This window comes from Caballeronia eucalypticola (assembly GCF_047608185.1).
Lineage (GTDB): Bacteria > Pseudomonadota > Gammaproteobacteria > Burkholderiales > Burkholderiaceae > Caballeronia.
Map to the genome: position 1 here is coordinate 100,895 of NZ_JBLKRU010000012.1, position 17,447 is coordinate 118,341.

The 17,447-nt window shown below is 60.5% G+C and carries 18 protein-coding genes and 1 other RNA gene; 10 read left to right on the plus strand and 9 right to left on the minus strand.

The window, feature by feature from the left end:
- Positions 1–20: 20 nt before the first annotated feature.
- Positions 21–1,169, minus strand: coding sequence for an LPS export ABC transporter permease LptG (gene lptG, locus ACMX25_RS16285; protein ID WP_414951025.1), 1,149 nt, complete (start codon positions 1,167–1,169; stop codon positions 21–23).
- A gap of 4 nt (positions 1,170–1,173) precedes the next feature.
- The gene (gene lptF / locus ACMX25_RS16290; RefSeq protein ID WP_414951026.1) at positions 1,174–2,271 is read right to left on the minus strand and encodes an LPS export ABC transporter permease LptF; all 1,098 of its coding nucleotides are present in this window, start codon (positions 2,269–2,271) and stop codon (positions 1,174–1,176) included.
- A 256-nt stretch (positions 2,272–2,527) separates the two neighbouring features.
- On the opposite strand from lptF, the gene ACMX25_RS16295 reads away from it, so the two are divergent.
- From ACMX25_RS16295 to ACMX25_RS16305, 3 genes are all read left to right on the plus strand, one after another.
- Positions 2,528–4,039, plus strand: coding sequence for a leucyl aminopeptidase (locus ACMX25_RS16295; RefSeq protein WP_414951027.1), 1,512 nt, complete (start codon positions 2,528–2,530; stop codon positions 4,037–4,039).
- Between the two features lie 37 nt (positions 4,040–4,076).
- On the plus strand, positions 4,077–4,502 hold the full coding sequence (locus tag ACMX25_RS16300) for a DNA polymerase III subunit chi (RefSeq protein ID WP_414951028.1): 426 nt from the start codon (positions 4,077–4,079) through the stop codon (positions 4,500–4,502).
- A 156-nt stretch (positions 4,503–4,658) separates the two neighbouring features.
- Positions 4,659–5,069, plus strand: coding sequence for a DUF2486 family protein (locus ACMX25_RS16305; RefSeq protein WP_414951029.1), 411 nt, complete (start codon positions 4,659–4,661; stop codon positions 5,067–5,069).
- A 123-nt stretch (positions 5,070–5,192) separates the two neighbouring features.
- Here the strand turns inward: ACMX25_RS16305 and ilvD are convergent, their stop codons facing one another.
- The gene (gene ilvD, locus ACMX25_RS16310) at positions 5,193–6,866 is read right to left on the minus strand and encodes a dihydroxy-acid dehydratase (protein ID WP_414951030.1); all 1,674 of its coding nucleotides are present in this window, start codon (positions 6,864–6,866) and stop codon (positions 5,193–5,195) included.
- 105 nt (positions 6,867–6,971) lie between these two features.
- Here ilvD and ACMX25_RS16315 point away from each other — a divergent pair, with 105 nt between their 5' ends.
- Both ACMX25_RS16315 and lgt read left to right on the plus strand, forming a co-directional pair.
- Positions 6,972–7,919 (plus strand): LysR substrate-binding domain-containing protein, encoded by a 948-nt coding sequence (locus ACMX25_RS16315; RefSeq protein ID WP_414951031.1) that lies wholly within the window; start codon positions 6,972–6,974, stop codon positions 7,917–7,919.
- 21 nt (positions 7,920–7,940) lie between these two features.
- Positions 7,941–8,846 carry a prolipoprotein diacylglyceryl transferase gene (gene lgt, locus ACMX25_RS16320; RefSeq protein ID WP_414951032.1) on the plus strand — a complete coding sequence of 302 codons (906 nt, stop codon included), beginning with the start codon at positions 7,941–7,943 and terminating at the stop codon, positions 8,844–8,846.
- 84 nt (positions 8,847–8,930) lie between these two features.
- Here the strand turns inward: lgt and ACMX25_RS16325 are convergent, their stop codons facing one another.
- From ACMX25_RS16325 to ACMX25_RS16345, 5 genes are all read right to left on the minus strand, one after another.
- The gene (locus ACMX25_RS16325) at positions 8,931–9,656 is read right to left on the minus strand and encodes an SIMPL domain-containing protein (RefSeq protein WP_414951033.1); all 726 of its coding nucleotides are present in this window, start codon (positions 9,654–9,656) and stop codon (positions 8,931–8,933) included.
- 84 nt (positions 9,657–9,740) lie between these two features.
- Entirely contained in the window at positions 9,741–10,199 is a 459-nt protein-coding gene (locus tag ACMX25_RS16330) for an EVE domain-containing protein (protein ID WP_414951034.1), read from the minus strand.
- 156 nt (positions 10,200–10,355) lie between these two features.
- Positions 10,356–10,537: non-coding RNA, 6S RNA (ssrS, locus tag ACMX25_RS16335), on the minus strand.
- A 217-nt stretch (positions 10,538–10,754) separates the two neighbouring features.
- Positions 10,755–11,069, minus strand: coding sequence for a cell division protein ZapA (locus ACMX25_RS16340; RefSeq protein WP_158936365.1), 315 nt, complete (start codon positions 11,067–11,069; stop codon positions 10,755–10,757).
- Entirely contained in the window at positions 11,066–11,449 is a 384-nt protein-coding gene (locus ACMX25_RS16345) for an ATPase (RefSeq protein ID WP_414951035.1), read from the minus strand. Before ACMX25_RS16345 ends, ACMX25_RS16340 begins: the two co-directional genes overlap by 4 nt.
- Positions 11,450–12,341: 892 nt before the next feature.
- Here ACMX25_RS16345 and ACMX25_RS16350 point away from each other — a divergent pair.
- From ACMX25_RS16350 to cobC, 5 genes are read left to right on the plus strand one after another with little or no spacing between them, the layout of a single operon-like run.
- Positions 12,342–13,334, plus strand: a complete 993-nt coding sequence (locus ACMX25_RS16350; protein ID WP_414951036.1) for a FecCD family ABC transporter permease — start codon at positions 12,342–12,344, stop codon at positions 13,332–13,334.
- Positions 13,331–14,116, plus strand: coding sequence for an ABC transporter ATP-binding protein (locus ACMX25_RS16355; protein WP_414951037.1), 786 nt, complete (start codon positions 13,331–13,333; stop codon positions 14,114–14,116). Before ACMX25_RS16350 ends, ACMX25_RS16355 begins: the two co-directional genes overlap by 4 nt.
- A gap of 2 nt (positions 14,117–14,118) precedes the next feature.
- Entirely contained in the window at positions 14,119–15,174 is a 1,056-nt protein-coding gene (gene cobT, locus ACMX25_RS16360) for a nicotinate-nucleotide--dimethylbenzimidazole phosphoribosyltransferase (protein WP_414951038.1), read from the plus strand.
- 7 nt (positions 15,175–15,181) lie between these two features.
- Positions 15,182–15,943 (plus strand): adenosylcobinamide-GDP ribazoletransferase, encoded by a 762-nt coding sequence (locus ACMX25_RS16365; protein WP_414951039.1) that lies wholly within the window; start codon positions 15,182–15,184, stop codon positions 15,941–15,943.
- Positions 15,928–16,500, plus strand: a complete 573-nt coding sequence (cobC, locus tag ACMX25_RS16370) for an alpha-ribazole phosphatase family protein (protein ID WP_414951040.1) — start codon at positions 15,928–15,930, stop codon at positions 16,498–16,500. The genes ACMX25_RS16365 and cobC overlap by 16 nt, the downstream gene beginning before the upstream one ends.
- A 4-nt stretch (positions 16,501–16,504) precedes the next feature.
- Here cobC and ACMX25_RS16375 read toward each other — a convergent pair whose 3' ends face one another.
- Complete coding sequence (locus tag ACMX25_RS16375) at positions 16,505–17,443, minus strand: cobalamin-binding protein (protein WP_414951041.1); 939 nt, start codon at positions 17,441–17,443, stop codon at positions 16,505–16,507.
- Positions 17,444–17,447: the final 4 nt, after the last annotated feature.

Sequence of the window (17,447 nt, forward strand, 5' to 3'; positions counted from 1 at the left end):
GCCGAAAAAGTCCCAAAGTCCTAATGCCGGTCCACCCACCGCAACCCGATCAAGCCGACGACCAGATACGCCAGCGCCGGCGCGGCGGCCGTTAATGGCGCAGGCCATGTATTCAGCGTACCTATGTGCGAGAACAGCGTGTTGATCAACTGGAAGCTCATGCCGATCATGATGCCGCCGAACACCTTCACACCCACTACGCCAGCGCGCGTATGCAGGTACGCGAACGGCAGCGACAGGATCAGCATCACCAGCACCGCGAGCGGATACAAGATCTTGCGCCAGAACGCGATCTGATAACGCTGGGTGTCCTGATGATTCTCCGTCAAATGCTGGATGTAGTGGAACAGGTTGAACATCGACATCCGGTCCGGCGACACCAGCAGCACCGACAAAATCTGCGGCGTCAATTCGGAGCGCAGCGAATACTCGGGCAGCGTAATCTGTTTCGCGCGATACACGGGATTGAGCGCGTCGCCGGGATTCACGGCTTGCGGCGGCGCGTCGACCAGTTCGGTATCCGTCACATCGGTGAGCTTCCAGTGGCCCGGCGGCTGGAACACACCGCTCTTCGCAATCCGCACATTGGTCAGGCGGAACAGCGAATCGAATTCGTAGATGCGCACGTTCGCAATGGTCGTATCCGGATTCAGCGTGCCGACGTTCACGAAGCGCGTGACCTGTTCGCCGTCCGCGCGCGCGGTCAGCGTGTCTTTCACCCAGACGCCCGATTCGAAGTTCATCGATACCGATGACCCCAGCGCCTCTAGCCGCACTTTCTCGGAGAGCTGGTCGGAGTAGGGGCCGACCACTTCGCCGATCACATAGGTGAGAAACACCATGGGTATGCCGATCTTGAGCAGCGAGCGCAGCGCCTTGCCCGTAGACAATCCGGACACGCGGAAAATGGTGAACTCGGACGCGGCGGCCATTTGCGCGAACACGTAGATGGCCGCGATCAACGCAGCAACCGGGATGATTTCGTAGAAGCGCGAGGGCGTCTGCAAGGCCACGCGCAGCACGGCGAGCCCGAACTTGTAGTTGCCGTGGCCAACCGTGTTCAGTTCGTTGATCAGGTCAAAGAAGAAGAACAGGCCGGAGAACGCAAACAGGATGAAGATGAACGCGAGATAGATCTGACGCGCGAAATACCGTTCGTAAATGCGCATTGCGTCAGGCCCCTTTCGAGCGGGTGAACGCTGATAGTTTGAACAGCGGGCGGTTGCGTATGCGCAGCCAGAAGATGAACCCGACCATGATCGAGACAAGTATGTGCAGTCCTACGAGCCCGACAACGAACGACACCCGGCCTTGCTCGATCCACGACTGCACCACGTTCAGCAGGTTGGAATAGGTCAGATAGATGAGCACTGCCATCACAAGATTGATTGTGCGACTGCGTCGCGGATTCTGATAGGACAGCGGAATGGCAAGCAGCATCAAGTTGATAGCGATCAGCGGCAGACCCGCGCGCCACGCAATTTCGGCAAGGTTGTCGCGAGTAGGATTAGCCAGCAATTCATCCGTGTACATACCGGTCGTGGTGGGCGTATTCACGAATTGCTGGCTCTGGATTTTCACGCCGTAGCGCTCGAACTCCATGATCCGGAAATTGGGCTGCCCCGGAACGCCATCGTAACGGCGGCCGTTTTCCAGCACCACGAAACGATCGCCGTTCGCGTGCGTTTCAGTATGACCATTTTTCGATACCACCACGTTGACCTTGCCGCCTTCCGTGCTCGTCACGAACACGTTCTGCACGTGCCCCTGATCCGGTGACATCTTCTCGATAAAAAACACGCGGTGGCTGGTCTGCGATTCGCGGAACTGGCCGGGTGCGAGCAACGACACTTCGTCGCGCTGCTGGAACCGCGCCTTGATCAGCTTGCTTTGCAAATTGGACCACGGCCACACGACGAACGCGAAAAATACAATGGCGATGATGATAGGCGTAGAGAAGATCGCGACCGGTTTGATCAGCGCTGTTTGACTGACGCCCGACGCGAGCCACACGACCATCTCCGAGTCGCGATACCAGCGCGTCAGCACGAAGAGGATGGACACGAACAGGGTCACGATCATGATCACGGCAAGATAGCCGATGACGGTAAGACCGATCAGGACGACGACGTCGCGTGGATCGACCTGGCCCGATGCAGCAAAGCCGACGATGCGGATCATCATCGTGGTCAGCATGATCGTGAGCAGCACCATGAATACGGCGCCAGCCGTATACGCGAGTTCACGCTGAAGGGAGCGTTCGAAGATCATTGATTGTCAGGTGGAAACCGGCGACGACGAGGCGGTTGGATTATGTGCGGTCCGCGTTCGGATCCGCGTCTGGACCACACGCCATGACAAACGTGCCGATTTAACGTGTCGAGCGAGCGTTTCGAGCGAACGTGTCGAACGAGTCATGAGCGGGACATTCAATCCTGGTATTGCTGCTCGCGACCGCCTCGGAAAAAAATAGCGGATAATTGCGGCTTTCATCCTTCAGCCCAGATTTTATCCGAGGATAAGCGCGATGGACTTTAGCATAAAAGCCTGTGATTGGAGCAAAGGCTCGGCAAATGGTTTCCTTAACGGGAAGGCCGATGTAGTGGTGCTCGGAGTGTTCGAAGCGCAGACGTTGACGGGTGCCGCCCGTGAGATGGATTTGGTGACCAAGGGGCTGCTTACACGCACGGTGAAGGCAGGCGACATGAGCGGCAAGGCTGGTTCCACGCTGATGTTGACCGAAGTGACGGGCATCGGCGCGTCGCGGATTTTGCTGGTGGGGCTCGGCAAGCAAGACGGTTTCAATCAAAAGGCTTACGCGGAAGCCGCGCGTGCCGCATGGCGGGCGCTGCTTGCCACGAAGATCGCGAACGTGGCCTTCACGCTCGCCCAACTGCCGGTGCCGGAGCGTACCAGCGACTGGGGTGTGCGCTGCGCCATCCTCGCCCTGCGCGAGCTGACGTACAAGTTTACGCAGATGAAAAGCAAGCCGGAAAACGGCGATCGCGCGCTGAAGAAAGTGGTGTTCAGCATCGATGCCGCCGACGAAAAAGCCGCGAAGCTTGCGGTGAAACACGCCACGGCGCTTGCCAACGGCATGGACCTGACGCGCGATCTCGGCAACCTGCCGCCGAACGTCTGCACGCCCACGTATCTCGGCCATGCCGCGAAAAAGCTGGGCAAGGAATTCAAGCTGAAGGTCGAAGTGCTTGGCCAGAAGCAGATCGAAGCGCTCGGCATGGGTTCGTTCCTGTCGGTCGCGAAAGGCTCGATCGAACCGCCTGCGTTCATCGTGATGCATCACCAGGGCGCGGGCGCGAAGGCAGCTCCCATCGTGCTGGTCGGCAAGGGCATCACGTTCGACACCGGCGGCATCTCCATCAAGCCGGGCGAAGGCATGGACGAGATGAAGTACGACATGCTCGGCGCCGGCTCTGTGTTCGGCACCATGCGCGCAATCGCGGAAATGGGGCTGAAGCTCAATGTGATCGGCGTGGTGCCGACCTGCGAGAACATGCCGGCCGGCAATGCAGTGAAGCCGGGCGACATTGTCACGTCCATGTCGGGCACGACGATCGAAGTGCTGAATACGGACGCGGAAGGCCGCCTGATTCTCTGCGACGCGCTGACCTACGTGGAACGCTTCAAACCCGCGGCAGTCATCGATATCGCCACGCTCACGGGCGCGTGCGTGGTGGCCCTTGGCCATCACAACACAGCCTTGTTCTCGAAGGACGACGCGCTGGCGGGCGAGTTGCTGGACGCATCGAAGGAAGCTATCGATCCGACCTGGCGCATGCCGCTCGACGACGAGTACCAAGACCTGCTGAAGTCGAATTTCGCCGATGTCGCGAACATTGGCGGACGGCCGGGCGGCGCGATTACCGCGGCGTGTTTCCTGTCGCGATTCGCGCAGAACTATCCGTGGGCTCACCTCGACATCGCGGGCACGGCGTGGAAAAGCGGCGCGGCAAAGGGTGCAACCGGTCGTCCGGTACCCTTGCTCACGCAGTTCCTGGTCGATCGCGCGGGCCAATGAGCGTGGTTGAACGAAGCATGAGCGGGGAGGCGCAGGCATGACGCGTATCGATTTCCATTCGAATGTGGGGGATTCGATCGCGTATGCCTGCCGCCTCGTGCGCAAGGCTTATATGAGCGGCCAGCCGTTGATCGTGCTGGCCGAACCCGAGCGGTTAAAACGGTTCGACGAGCAATTGTGGACGTTCAAGCCGCTTGAGTTCGTGCCGCATTGCATGGCGGACAGCGCGCTGGCGTCTGAAACGCCCGTGTTGCTGACGGAATCCCTAGAGGCGCTGGGGCAGGATCTGCAGCAGCAGATCCTGCTGAACCTCGGCGCAACAGTACCGCTGCAGTTCGCGCGGTTTGAACGCCTGCTGGAAGTGGTCGGCAACGAGGAGCACGAACTCGTGGCCGGGCGCGACCGGTACAGGTTCTACCGCGATCGGGGCTACGTGCTCAACAACTACACGCAAGGCGGCTGAGCATATCGCTCAGTCGCTGCCTCAGTCCGATGCAAGACGGCCACGCGGTAGAATCCCAAAAACGCCCGCCGTTAGCCCGCAGCCGGCCTGCCTTCAGGTTGCCATCGGTTGCCATTGGGTTGCCAACAGCCTGCCATCAAGAGACGGAGTCCACTCGTGCCCATCACCATCGCGCCCGATACGGCTGAAACACCCGAAAATTTCGATTCCTCCATTCCCGTGCTGACCGATGTCATCGCACCGGGGCGGCCGGACCGCGCCCGCGTGGCACCGCGTGCGCCGGAACCCGTGTTGTCACCGGCTGCTGTGCCATCGCTGGATGAGCTCGCGCACGGCGCGGATCGCGACGCCGATGTAATCGCAGACAGGCTGCGAGGGCGTTTCACGCACTTTTTGACTGGCGATGGCCGGGCGTTGATCGAAGAACGTTGCAGGGAGTCGTTGCAGGAGCATTCCAACTGGCTGGTCAGCCAGATTACGCGGGAGGTTGCGTTGGCGCTGGAAACCGAGCTGACGCAATGGGTGCGCGAGGCGGTGGCGGATGAACTGGAGCGGCGGGGGCGCTAGTAAGGTGGGGTTTTGGGATGCGGCCGGAACTTAAACCCCAAACCCCAAGGCAACATCAATCGCCGTTGAGCGCCGGCAGATGCTGAAACAGTCCACCGGCGCCAAGCGAAAAACAACCAGCAATCAGCCCGTTACCGCGCCCTTGTTCGCCGGCTGCGCGAGCGCAGCATACTTGGCCAGCACGCCGCGCGTGTAACGTGGCGCAGGCTGCGTCCACTCCCCTCGACGGCGCTCGATCTCGGCATCGTCCACGTTCAGCTGCAACAGTAGCTTGTGAGCGTCGATGGTGATCGAATCCCCTTCCTTGATGAACGCAATCGTGCCGCCCGCATACGCTTCCGGCGCGACGTGACCCACGACCATGCCCCACGTGCCGCCAGAGAAGCGGCCATCGGTAATCAGGCCCACTGATTCACCTAAGCCCTGGCCGATGATCGCTGAAGTCGGCGCCAGCATTTCCGGCATGCCCGGACCGCCCTTCGGCCCGAGATAGCGCAACACCACGATATCTCCCGCCTTGATCTGACCCGCGACAATCGCGGTCATCGCGGTTTGCTCGTCTTCGAACACGCGTGCCGGGCCGGTGATGACCGGGTTCTTCAGGCCGGTGATCTTGGCGACGGCGCCATCCGGCGCGAGATTGCCCTTCAGGATGGCCAGATGGCCTTCGTCGTAAAGCGCCTTGTCGATGGGGAAAATCACGTCCTGATCAGCGCGCGGCTTCGACGGCACGTCCTTCAGTTCTTCGGCGATAGTCTTGCCCGTGATCGTGATGCAATCCCCGTGCAGCATGCCTGCGTCGAGCAAGATCTTCAGCACTTGCGGAATACCGCCGGCCTTGTGCAGGTCGGTCGCGACGTACTGGCCCGACGGCTTCAGGTTGCAGATCACCGGCACTTTCTTGCGCATGCGCTCGAAGTCGTCGATGCTCCATTCCACTTCCGCCGCATGGGCGATCGCCAGGTAATGCAGCACGGCATTGGTCGAGCCGCCGGTCGCCATGATCAGCGCAACGGCGTTTTCAATCGATTTCTTCGTGATGATGTCGCGCGGCTTGAGGTCGGCCTTGACCGCTTCGACCAGCACGCGCGCCGATTCCGCGGCGGAATCGACCTTTTCCTGGTCGGGGTTCGCCATCGTCGATGAATACATCAGCGACATGCCGAGCGCCTCGAACGACGAGCTCATGGTGTTGGCCGTGTACATGCCGCCGCACGAACCGCTCGACGGGCACGCGTTTTTTTCGATGCCGTCGAAATCTTCCTTCGACATCCGTCCAGCCGAAAATTCGCCCACCGCCTCAAACGACGAGACGATGGTCAGGTCCACGCCCTTCCAGTTGCCCGGACGGATCGTGCCGCCGTACACGTAGATGCCCGGCACGTTCATGCGCGCCAAGCCGATCATGCCGCCGGGCATGTTCTTGTCGCAGCCGCCGATCACGACCACGCCGTCCATCCACTGGCCTTGCACGGCCGTTTCGATACAGTCGGCGATCACTTCGCGCGACACGAGCGAATACTTCATGCCTTCGGTGCCCATCGACATGCCGTCCGAGATGGTCGGCGTTCCGAAGGTCTGCGGATTTGCGTCGGATTTGCGAATTGATTCGACGGCGGCATCCGCCAGCTTTTGCAGGCCGGAATTACACGGCGTGATGGTGGAATGACCGTTGGCGATGCCGATCATCGGCTTGTCGAAGTCTTCTTCCTTGTAGCCAAGGGCGTAATACATCGAGCGATTCGGGGAACGCGCGATGCCTTGCGTGATGTTTTTCGAGCGGCGATTGAAGGCCATGTGGAGCTCCTTGAGGATTTTATTGTCTGGTCGCGAAAGGATGAAGCTTGTGCGAACGCGTGTCCAATATATTATTCAGGGTCTATTAGGTCGCGGAGGATATCAATGGATGCGCGGAACATTGAACTGAGGTTGTTGCGGTATTTTGTGACGGTTGCGGAAGAAATGCACTTCGGGCGAGCCGCAGTCCGTCTCGCGATGACGCAGCCGCCGTTGTCGCAGGCCATCCGGGCGCTGGAGGACATGCTCGGCGTGGCGCTGTTCGTGCGGACGAAGCGCTCCGTCGAACTGACGCCCGTGGGCAAGGATCTGCTGCCGGAAGTGCGACGGCTGCTCGCGGGCGCGGATGCGTTGCGACCGCTGGCCCAGTCGCTCGCGCGGGGTGAGGCGGGGGTTCTGTCGCTGGCGTTCGTTTCCACCGCGGATTACGGCCTCCTGCCGCTGCTGCTGCGCGATTTCGGCGCGCGCTACCCCGGCGTGCGCCTGCAACTCGTGGAAGCGACCAGCGACGTCCAGGTGGAGGAGCTGGTGGCGGGCCGCATCGACGCCGGTCTCGTGATTCCGCCGCTGCCGCCGCGCCACGCCGTCGCGCTGTCGTATTTGCCGATCGCACGCGAGCCGCTGGTCATCGCCATGTCGAGTGATGCCGCGGCCGAGCTCGGGCTAGGCGCCGATGAGTGGTCGGAGACGCCTGTGAGCCTGCATCAACTCGCCGATGCCCCGCTCGTCGTCTTTCCGCGGCGTCTCGCGCCCGGTTTCTATGACATGATTATGGGTTGCTACGGCGCGGCTGGCCTGATGCCGCGTATCGGGCAGGAGGCCATCCAGATGCAGACCATTGTCAGCCTGGTATCGGCCGGCATGGGGGTCGCGCTCGTGCCGCAATCGCTGCGACATCTGCGCCGGACCGGAGTGGTGTATCGTCCGTTGCTCGAATCCGGGCTGGTGGTTGAGACCGGACTCGTGTGGCGCGCGGCGGAGGTTAGCCCGGTGCTCGCCGGTTTTATCGATATAGTGCGCGCTCATGCGGCTACCGTGCCTGCGTTGCCGTGACCCCAACACGTAAATAGAAACATGCTCATTCACCCGAATTTCGATCCCATCGCGCTTCATCTCGGTCCGCTCGCTGTGCGCTGGTACGGCCTCATGTATCTGCTGGCGTTCATCCAGTGCATTGTCGTCGGCCGCTTGCGGCTGCGTTTGCCTTACGTCGCGGCGCAAGGGTGGACGACGAAAGACATAGACGACATCCTGTTCTACGGCGTGCTCGGTACCATTCTGGGCGGCCGTCTTGGCTATGTGGTGTTCTACAAGTCGAGTTTCTACCTCGCGCATCCGCTCGATATCTTCAAGGTCTGGGAAGGCGGCATGTCGTTCCATGGCGGCATGATCGGCGTGACGCTTGCGATGGTCGTGTTTGCGTGGCAAAGAAAGCGGACCTGGCTGCAAGTCACCGATTTCGTCGCGCCGCTGGTCCCACTCGGGCTTGCAGCCGGGCGCTTCGGCAACTTCATCAACGGCGAGTTGTGGGGCCGCGTGACCAATCCGAATGCACCGTGGGCCATGCTGTTCCAGAATGCATCCCCCGATGACGCCGTCTGGTTGCGCACTCATCCGCAACAGGCCGCGCAATGGAATCTGAACGAGATTTTCGAGCGTTACCAGATGCTGCCGCGCCATCCGTCGCAGCTGTATGAAATCGCGCTGGAAGGGTTCGCGCTGTTTATCGTGATGTGGCTGATGTCGCGCAAGCAACGGCCGGTCGGCGCGATTTCGGCGGTGTTCCTGATCGGTTATGGCCTTGCACGCTTCACGGTCGAATTCGCGCGTGAACCCGATGATTATCTGGGTCTTCTGGCCATGAATCTGTCAATGGGCCAATGGCTTTCGCTGCCCATGATCATTGGCGGAATTGGACTGCTGATCTGGTCGTATCGACGGGGACGCGCAGTGCCTTCCGAGTCCGCGAAACTCTCCTGAATGAGAGATCGGCATTTGTTTTAGCGATGAAAAAGCCTCGCACGCAGCGAGGCTTTTTTATATCGCGAGCGTTGAACCGGGCGCTTAGCGGTTCATCTGTACCGAGCCCGACACGTTCACGGTCACCGTCGAGGTGCCGCCTTCCAGCGCCATGGGTGCAGACATCTTGGCATCGGCGCCCATGCTGCGCGCGGCCATCATCATGACCGGACGCGGCGACGACCCGTTATGGCCGATGTTCACTTCACGGATCGCATATCCGCTATAGCCGAACGCCTGTGCCGAACTTTGTGCCTGCTGCTTGAACGAAGCAATGGCTTGCGTCGACAGTTTCTGTTCCGCCGCGCGCTGCGCTTCCGGTGAGAGCGAGAACGTCACGCTGCCTACTTGCATGGAATCGCTCATCTTGCCGGCCAACTTGGACGCAGCGGCGAAGTCCTTCGATTCCAGCACGACTTCCGTGCGGCCGCGCCAGGCGGAGATGCGGCCATCGCGATCGGTCGACGGATAGACGGTGAACGAACCACTGTGCGCGGTGACGTTATCGACACCTTTCGCCTGGCGCAGCGCAGCGTCCGCGCGCTGATTGAGCGCCGATGTCAACGAGGCCGGATCTTGCGCTTCCTGCTCGTAGAACAGCGTGATGTCGACCACGTCCTGCGGTACGTCTGCGCTGGCCTGCGCTGCGAGCGACAGCACGCCCGACGGCTGCGTCTGAATGACGTTTTGCGCAAACGCGCTTTGTGCCATGGCAGCGCCTGCAAGCAGCACGGCGGCTGCCAGCGCGCAAGTGGTGTTTTTCTTTGTCATCGTTTAACTCCGTAAGCATGAGTGCACGTCATGTGACGCGAAGCTTAGGCGCAACTCATGCACGCGAAGTTCCCTTCAGGAAGGTTACAGAAGGTGTTTGGTGATGAAGCGCCATTGCGCTTCGGTGACCGGCGTGATGGAAAGCCGATTCCCTCGGGCGAGCACTTGCATGTCTGCGAGCTCCGCATGATCGCGCAGCGTGGCGAGGGGAATGAGCGGCGTCTTCTTTACGAAACGAACGTCGACGAGCAACCAGCGCGGTTTTTCCGGCGATGACTTCGGATCGTAGTAGTGGCTGGTGGAGTCGAATTGAGTGGGATCGGGATAAGCGGCCGACGACACCTTCGCAATGCCTGCGATGCCCGGTTCCGGACAGCTCGAGTGATAGAACAGTACGCCGTCGCCAATCTGCATGCCGTCGCGCATGAAGTTGCGTGCCTGGTAATTACGCACGCCCGTCCACGGCAAGGTTTTTTTCGGAGCGTGAGCGAGATGGTCGATGCTCGCTTCATTCGGTTCCGACTTCATCAGCCAGTAGTGCATGAATGTCTTCCATGAGAAAGGTGCAGTGCAAAGAAGCATGCACGATGCAGGATTCACGATGCAAAAGAAAACGGCGCCGGAGAAGCTCCAGCGCCGTTAGTCCATTCAGTCAACTCAACCGCTTGCAAACGTGCGTAAGTTACGCATGCCGCTAAAAAGGTCCCCGCCCAAGCCGCTAGGCCGGCATCCTGAACCTGGGTTCAAGATTGGTCGCAGTAAGCAACACTTTGGGCTCATCAGACAGAGTGACGCGCTCGCCAGTGCTACAAGGTCCCACAACCGTGCACAATGGCATTGGTTCAAGGAATATATGACCTTGGCAAACCAGGCAGGGAGCAGTCACTTTACACCAATCAACGAGACGATGCAGCAATGATCCGGGAAAACTTCGTGTTGACCGATGAATTTGTTAAATGCATGAAGACGATGCGCAGCGCGATGCACAACGCCATGGAAATGTGCTCGAATTCAAGCAATAAAATAACATTCGCATGCTAGCTCGAGCGTCAAGCATATAAAGCAATCCCAGCAACTACCTCGACAACCACTGCACACCTATTGCGCTTCGTATTGTGAAATCACGACGCCGAGTTGTTCGTTCATTTGATGCATGGTGCGGCGAATTTCTTCGGCCGGGAACGCTTCGCCGTGACGCACGCTGTTTTGCAACTTGAGCAATTCCGACGCCAGCGACAACGCCGCCATCACCGCGATCCGGTCCGTGCCGCGCACGCTGCTTGCGCTTCGCACTTTCGACATTTCCGCATCTACGCGTGCCACCGCTTCGCGCAATGCACCTTCCGTTTCCGGAGAACACGCAAGCCGATAAGGCGCGCCGAGAATGGATACCTCGATCTGTTTCGTCGTCATGCCTTTTCTCCGTGATGGTGTGATTCTTCATGCAACGCACCGTGCGCCGTGTCGACGGTATCCGGTTCGATGCCGCCATCGGGAGGCAAAAGGGCAAGCTGGTTATCCGGCTCAGGTGCAGCTTTCGCACGCGGTAATTTCTCGAGAATCGCGTTGAGGCGAATCTGTGCGTCCTCGATCTTCGCCGACAGCGAGTCACGCTCCGCGATCAGTGCGTCGCGTTCTTCGCGCACGGCCGCAAGTTCGCCCTGCGTGTTGGCATGGTCGGCGCGCAACTGTTCGAGTTGCTGGGCCAGCGCGTTCTGAGCTTGATGATGGCGTTCGCTAATCTTGATCAGCCGGCCGATATTCTGTGACAGTGATTCGAGTTCGTTGAGCATGTGCTGCGTCCTCTTAAGACCTCGCATTTTAGCGCGCTTCTCAGGCGCTTCAGAAAATTGGTTCGTTTCCAGACGTAACAGCAATCAGTCTTCAAAGCATGGGCGCGGCCCTTTATTTGTAAGGGGAAACGTTTTACAGGGAGTCATTTTCCTATTCATTCAGGCGTGCGAGCGTTTGTCGGAATATCGCGCGGGAGCCTATGAAAACAGGGGTAAATCGAATAATCGAACAACGGCAAGGACAGTCTTTACGCCTGCGTTGTGCCGCTTTCTTGACGGGCCATTGTGCCGCTTTTACACTCCCGCCACCCCGGTGCTCGCAGGGGTCTGCCTACGCGCAGTGAAGCGGGAAGCAGGGAAAAGACAGGGAACAGACGAGCCAATCTTCGCTGCCCCCGCAACGGTAAGCGACTACAACGCAAGTTGCAAGCCGGTCCGGGTGTGCGTTGCCCGACCCATTTCACCACTCGAAAAATGACGTCCGTGAGTTCAATGCTGTCCTTGAGCGAGGAGCAGGCTGATGTGGGATCGATGGCATGAGGCCGACAATCCGCGGGATGTGATGCAGCACAACGGCCGCAGCGGACACTTGCTTATGTTTATGTAGGAGTGCCGGCGCTGGTTAGATCGAATCTGGTTGGCGGGGCGGCGCAGGTCTTCAACAGGAACGGCTGTGGTTATCCATCGTGCTTCAATCTCCCACGATCTGTACCATCCGTTCAGCAGCAATCGTTCGATTGTCTCGTGGGTTTGCCATTCCGTGGGTTAATGCGCTTATCTTCTATTTGGACGAACTCTTCATCAAGGATCATCAGTTTGCGCACCCGTACAACCTGCCGCGTTCCGGCGCCGCGTTTTCGTTCGGACGACACCATCTGTGAACGTTAAGCGCATGAACGCCCAGCGCGCATTCATGGTCTGGACCGTGCTGGGTCTGGCCGCGCTCGTTGTATTCGTGGCGTCGCTGGCGCTGGGCAGTATCGCCGTCTCGCCACTGCGCGTGATGCAGGCACTTGCGTCCCGGTCGACTGACGTGATCGATGAAATCGTGCTCAGCCTGCGCTTGCCGCGCGCGCTCGGCGGCTTTGCGGCGGGTGCCTTGCTTGGCATGGCCGGCGCGCTGCTACAGGTCCTGCTGCGCAATCCGCTGGCTGAACCGTATGTGCTTGGCGTATCGGGCGGCGCAGCCGCGTTCGCGCTCGCCGCGATGTTGTTCTCCTTCTCGTGGTGGAGCGTCGATGTTGCCGCGTTCACAGGCGCGTTCTTATCGATACTGCTTGTACTCGGCCTCGCCCGGCGCGAGTTGTGGCGCGGCGAACCGCAGGACACATCGCCTAGATTGCTGTTGACCGGCGCGGTGATCGCGGCGGGGTGGGGCGCGTTGATCACGCTCATGCTCGCGGTTGCGCCCGAGAATCGCTTGCGCGGCATGGTGTTCTGGCTGACCGGCGACCTGAACGGCGTCGCGATGCCGTGGACCGCGTTGATCGCGCTCGTGATCGCGTTGGTCGCGATCGTGCCGGTCGCGCCGCAGCTCAACGTCTTGCTACGTGGCGATGTCGCGGCCGAAGCGCTGGGCGTGCGGGTCGTGCAGTTGAGATTGCGCGTGTATCTGGTGGCGTCGCTGGCGGCGGCCGCGGCGGTGACGACGGCCGGGACCATTGGTTTTATCGGCCTCGTGGTGCCGCATGTGTTGCGGCTCGCGTTCGGCAACGATCAACGCATGCTGCTGCCTGCATCGGCGCTTGCTGGCGGGCTGGCCGTGATGGGAGCGGACCTGATCGCGCGGACGGTGATCGCGCCGGCGCAGTTGCCGGTGGGCGTCATTACCGCGCTGATCGGCGTGCCGGTGTTCTTGTGGATGCTCCTCAGGCGCGCGCGATGAATGGACTTCAGCTCAGCCAACTTACGCTGCGTGCAGGCAAACGTGTGTTGATCCAGGATCTCACGCTGACGTTCGCGCCCGGCGAACTGTGGTGCATCGCCGGTCCGAACGGTGCGGGCAAGACGACCTTGATTGCGGCGATGGCGGGGGTATCGAAGGCGGCATCGCATGCGATTTCACTCGATGGACGCGCGTTGACCGCGTGGGGCGCGAGCGAACTCGCCCGCCGCCGCGCGTTGATGCCGCAAGCTACGCACGATGCATTCAGCGCCACCGTTCTGGGCACCGTCATGCTCAACCGCTTTCCGCATCTCACCGGCTGGGGCTGGGAAACCGATGCGGACCGTGCGGCTGCGCACGCGGCGCTCGATACGCTCGGCCTCGCTGATTTCGCTTCACGCGATGTCCTCTCGCTCTCCGGCGGCGAACGCCAGCGCGTGGCGCTCGCGGCAACCTTGTGCCAGGACGCACCGCTTTTATTGCTCGATGAACCGCTTGCGCATCTCGACCTGCATCACCAGATCGATTGCCTTGAAGCGTTGAGCCGATGGGTCCGCTCGAAACAACGCAGCGTGATTTTCTCGTGTCACGATCTGAACCTTGCCCGGCGTTTCGCCACGCACGCTTTGCTGCTCGATGGCGCCGGCCACGCGCACGCCGGCCCCGTCCGCGATGTCCTCACGCCCGAGCGTGCTGGCGCCGCATTCGGTTATCCGCTTACTCTCATCCAGCAGGACGGTCACGAGGCGCTCGTGCCCGTGATGCGTCAAAGACAACCCTGAACATGACTATGAACGACACACTTCCCCGTCCTGAACCGCTCGATCGATCGATGGCGGCCGAGCTGCAACATGTCATCGATACAAAGACAAAACCGCCCGGCAGTCTTGGGCGGCTCGAATCGCTTGGGTTGCAAATCGGGCTGATCCAGCGGACTTTGAAGCCGCGCATCGAGCGTCCGGCAATCATTGTTTTTGCTGGCGATCACGGCATCGCGGCCGAAGGCGTGAGTCCGTTCCCGCAGGAAGTCACCGTGCAGATGGTCGCGAATTTCATCGCGGGCGGGGCGGCGATCAATGCGTTGTCGAAGGCGGCGGGCATGACGCTCGAAGTGGTGGATGCGGGTGTGGCGAGTGCGTCGCCACCAGCGGCTGGTTTCGTCGATGCAGCGATCCGGCGTGGCGGTACGCGCAACTTCGCACACGAACCGGCGATGACGCGCGACGAAGTGTTGCAAGCCATCGAGCACGGCGCCGCGCGCGTGCGTTTTCACGCGGCGCTCGGGACCAATGTGATCGGCTTCGGCGAGATGGGGATCGCGAATACTTCGGCTGCAGCGTGTTTGATGAGCCGGATCTGCAACGTCGAGATCGATGCCTGCGTGGGTCGCGGCACCGGCCTCGACGACGCCGGCCTGAAGCACAAGCGCGATGTGCTTGCTGCGGCTTTGGAGAAACACGCGGCATCGACCAATCCGCTCGATACGCTGGCCACTTTCGGCGGCTTTGAAATCGCGATGATCGTGGGTGCATTCCTCGCGGCGGCTGAAGCGCGCATGACGATTCTCGTCGATGGTTTTATCGTGACGTCGGCATTGCTTGTGGCTCATGCGCTAAACCCCGCCGTGCTCGACTACTGCGTGTTTGCGCATGCATCGGATGAGATGGGGCACCGGCGCATGCTGGAGCATTGCAACGCTGCGCCTTTGTTGCAACTTGGGCTTCGTCTCGGCGAAGGCACGGGCGCCGCGCTTGCATTGCCTTTGTTGCGCGCGGCCGTGGCGTTCATCAACGAAATGGCGAGCTTCGAATCGGCTGGTGTCTCCGACAAGGCCGTGTGATTCCGTCATGAACCGGCCATCGCAGGAACTCCGCTATTTCTTCACGGCGCTCGGGTATTTCACCCGCGTGCCGGTACCGCGTTGGGTCGGTTTCGAAGCGCATTATCTGAACGCGGCGGCTCGCTATTTTCCGTTGATCGGCGCGCTGGTCGGCGGCCTCGGCGCGATCGTTTATCTCGCTGCGATTCAGGTGTTTCCGGCGGGAGTGGCCGTGTTGTTGTCGATGGCGGCAACGCTGCTGGTCACCGGCGCGTTTCACGAAGATGGCCTCGCCGATAGCGCCGATGCCTTCGGCGGCGCCTACACGCGCGAGGACGTGTTGCGCATCATGCACGACTCGCGGATCGGCGCATTCGGCGCGATTGCGTTGATCGTCGCGCTGGCGCTGAAATGGCAGACATTGGCCACGATGTTGCCGCTGCGCACCGCATGGATGATCGTCGCGGCGCATGCGGCAAGCCGCACGTTTGCGATCAGCTATCTCTGCACCCTCGACTATGTACGCGCCGAAGGCAAGGCAAAACCTGTCGCGCAGAAGATGAGCGCGAGCGCGTTCCTGTTAGCCGCTTTATTCGGATTGCCGTGGCTTTTCTGGCCTGACTGGCGGCTTGGATGCGTGATGATCGTGGCGCTTGGTGTGCTGCGTTTTGCCATGGGACGTTACTTCGTCAAGCGCATCGGCGGTTATACCGGCGATTGCCTCGGCTTTGCGCAGCAGATCTTTGAACTCGCTATCTACCTCATTGGACTCGGATGGATCTCGTCCTGATTCGCCATCCTGCTGTTGGTATCGACACCGGGATTTGTTATGGCCGCACCGATGTCCCGCTTCTAGCCGATGCGGCCGTTTCCGCGCGCGTGCTCAGTGACAAGTTGGCGCTGCTGAAAGTGCCTGCGGTTGAGGGCTTTTGGCACACAAGTCCGTTAAGCCGATGCCGCTTGCTTGCCGAAGCGCTCAGTCCCATTCAAGCCGATCCACGTTTGCAGGAACTCGATTTCGGCGCTTGGGAAGGGCAGCGCTGGGACGGCCTCGATCGGGCGATGCTCGATGCCTGGGCAGCGGATCTTGAACACGCGCGCGAGCATGGCGGCGAGAGCGTCGCGCAGTTCGCCGCGCGGGTGATTGCCTGGTTCGATTCCGTTTGTTGTGCCGATTCCACCGCCCCAATTCACGCCGTAACGCATGCCGGCGTCATACGTGTACTAACTGGCCATCTACTCGGCGTCCCGCGCGCGAACGCAATTCAATGGCCGCTGGATTTCGGTGCGATCGTCTGGTTGAAACGCGTGCGCAATGAATGGCTGCTGGTGCGCTGGAACGCCTGACGCGTTACTTCGGGCGTCGTGTTCTGGCGACTTCGAGGTCTTCGCATAACGCAGTCGCGCCGAGCGCGAGACGCGGTGTCGGCCGGTTGATCAGGTCACCATCGATACCGAACAAATTGTTGCGCGCGACGGCTTTGATCGATGGCCATTTGCGCCACGCATCCAGCGACGGCAACGCATGTTCCGAGCTTGTCGCGCCCGGCGTGGCCGTCACAATCGCTTCGGGATTAGCTGCCAGCACGGCTTCAGTCGAGATGGTCGGCACCAGCGGTTTAAGATCGTTGAACACGTTGTGGCCGCCGCATAAATCGATCACTTCACTAATGATGTGCGTCCCGTTGAGCGTCATCAGCGGGTCGTCCCAGACCTGATAAAACACGCTCACCGGCGGGCGATTTGCGTAACGCGTCCGCAAGCCGGCGATGTTGTCGCGGAACGCTTTCGACGCCTTATTCGCCTCCGCCGATGTCCCCAGCAGAACGCCGAGTTTATCGATGGTGACGGGGATATCGTCGAGCTTGTGCGGCTCGCTGAAAAACAGCGGCACATGCAGTTCGCGCAATCTGTCGATCTGGCGCATTGCGTTGCCGTGACGCCAGACGACGATCAGGTCGGCCTTCATCGCGACGATGCGTTCGAGATCGAGCGATTTGTTATCACCGACACGCGGGATGGTTTTGGCTTGCGGAGGATAGTCGCTATAGCTGACCGCACCGACTACGCGCGCGCCGCCGCCTGCCGCGAACAGGAGTTCGGTGACGTGCGGTGCAAGGCTCACGATGCGCTGTGCGGGGGCGGTGAGGGTGACGGTGGCGCCGGAGTCGTCGGTGACAGTGAGAGCTTCGGCTTTTGCTTGGGCCGATGCAAATATCGCAGCAATGGTGAAGGTCAGCGTGAGGAAGTGGCGCAAAGTCATTGAGGTGGGTTGGTTTGGATGCGTCATTCAA

What these genes read in the sequence shown, in the direction of transcription:
- lptG (WP_414951025.1), bottom strand. Translation starts at nt 1,169, where the DNA reads ATGCGCATTTACGAACGGTATTTCGCGCGTCAGATCTATCTCGCGTTC.
- lptF (WP_414951026.1), bottom strand. Translation starts at nt 2,271, where the DNA reads ATGATCTTCGAACGCTCCCTTCAGCGTGAACTCGCGTATACGGCTGGC.
- ACMX25_RS16295 (WP_414951027.1), top strand. Translation starts at nt 2,528, where the DNA reads ATGGACTTTAGCATAAAAGCCTGTGATTGGAGCAAAGGCTCGGCAAAT.
- ACMX25_RS16300 (WP_414951028.1), top strand. Translation starts at nt 4,077, where the DNA reads ATGACGCGTATCGATTTCCATTCGAATGTGGGGGATTCGATCGCGTAT.
- ilvD (WP_414951030.1), bottom strand. Translation starts at nt 6,866, where the DNA reads ATGGCCTTCAATCGCCGCTCGAAAAACATCACGCAAGGCATCGCGCGT.
- ACMX25_RS16315 (WP_414951031.1), top strand. Translation starts at nt 6,972, where the DNA reads ATGGATGCGCGGAACATTGAACTGAGGTTGTTGCGGTATTTTGTGACG.
- lgt (WP_414951032.1), top strand. Translation starts at nt 7,941, where the DNA reads ATGCTCATTCACCCGAATTTCGATCCCATCGCGCTTCATCTCGGTCCG.
- ACMX25_RS16325 (WP_414951033.1), bottom strand. Translation starts at nt 9,656, where the DNA reads ATGACAAAGAAAAACACCACTTGCGCGCTGGCAGCCGCCGTGCTGCTT.
- ACMX25_RS16330 (WP_414951034.1), bottom strand. Translation starts at nt 10,199, where the DNA reads ATGCACTACTGGCTGATGAAGTCGGAACCGAATGAAGCGAGCATCGAC.
- ACMX25_RS16340 (WP_158936365.1), bottom strand. Translation starts at nt 11,069, where the DNA reads ATGACGACGAAACAGATCGAGGTATCCATTCTCGGCGCGCCTTATCGG.
- ACMX25_RS16345 (WP_414951035.1), bottom strand. Translation starts at nt 11,449, where the DNA reads ATGCTCAACGAACTCGAATCACTGTCACAGAATATCGGCCGGCTGATC.
- ACMX25_RS16350 (WP_414951036.1), top strand. Translation starts at nt 12,342, where the DNA reads ATGAACGCCCAGCGCGCATTCATGGTCTGGACCGTGCTGGGTCTGGCC.
- ACMX25_RS16355 (WP_414951037.1), top strand. Translation starts at nt 13,331, where the DNA reads ATGAATGGACTTCAGCTCAGCCAACTTACGCTGCGTGCAGGCAAACGT.
- cobT (WP_414951038.1), top strand. Translation starts at nt 14,119, where the DNA reads ATGACTATGAACGACACACTTCCCCGTCCTGAACCGCTCGATCGATCG.
- ACMX25_RS16365 (WP_414951039.1), top strand. Translation starts at nt 15,182, where the DNA reads ATGAACCGGCCATCGCAGGAACTCCGCTATTTCTTCACGGCGCTCGGG.
- cobC (WP_414951040.1), top strand. Translation starts at nt 15,928, where the DNA reads ATGGATCTCGTCCTGATTCGCCATCCTGCTGTTGGTATCGACACCGGG.
- ACMX25_RS16375 (WP_414951041.1), bottom strand. Translation starts at nt 17,443, where the DNA reads ATGACGCATCCAAACCAACCCACCTCAATGACTTTGCGCCACTTCCTC.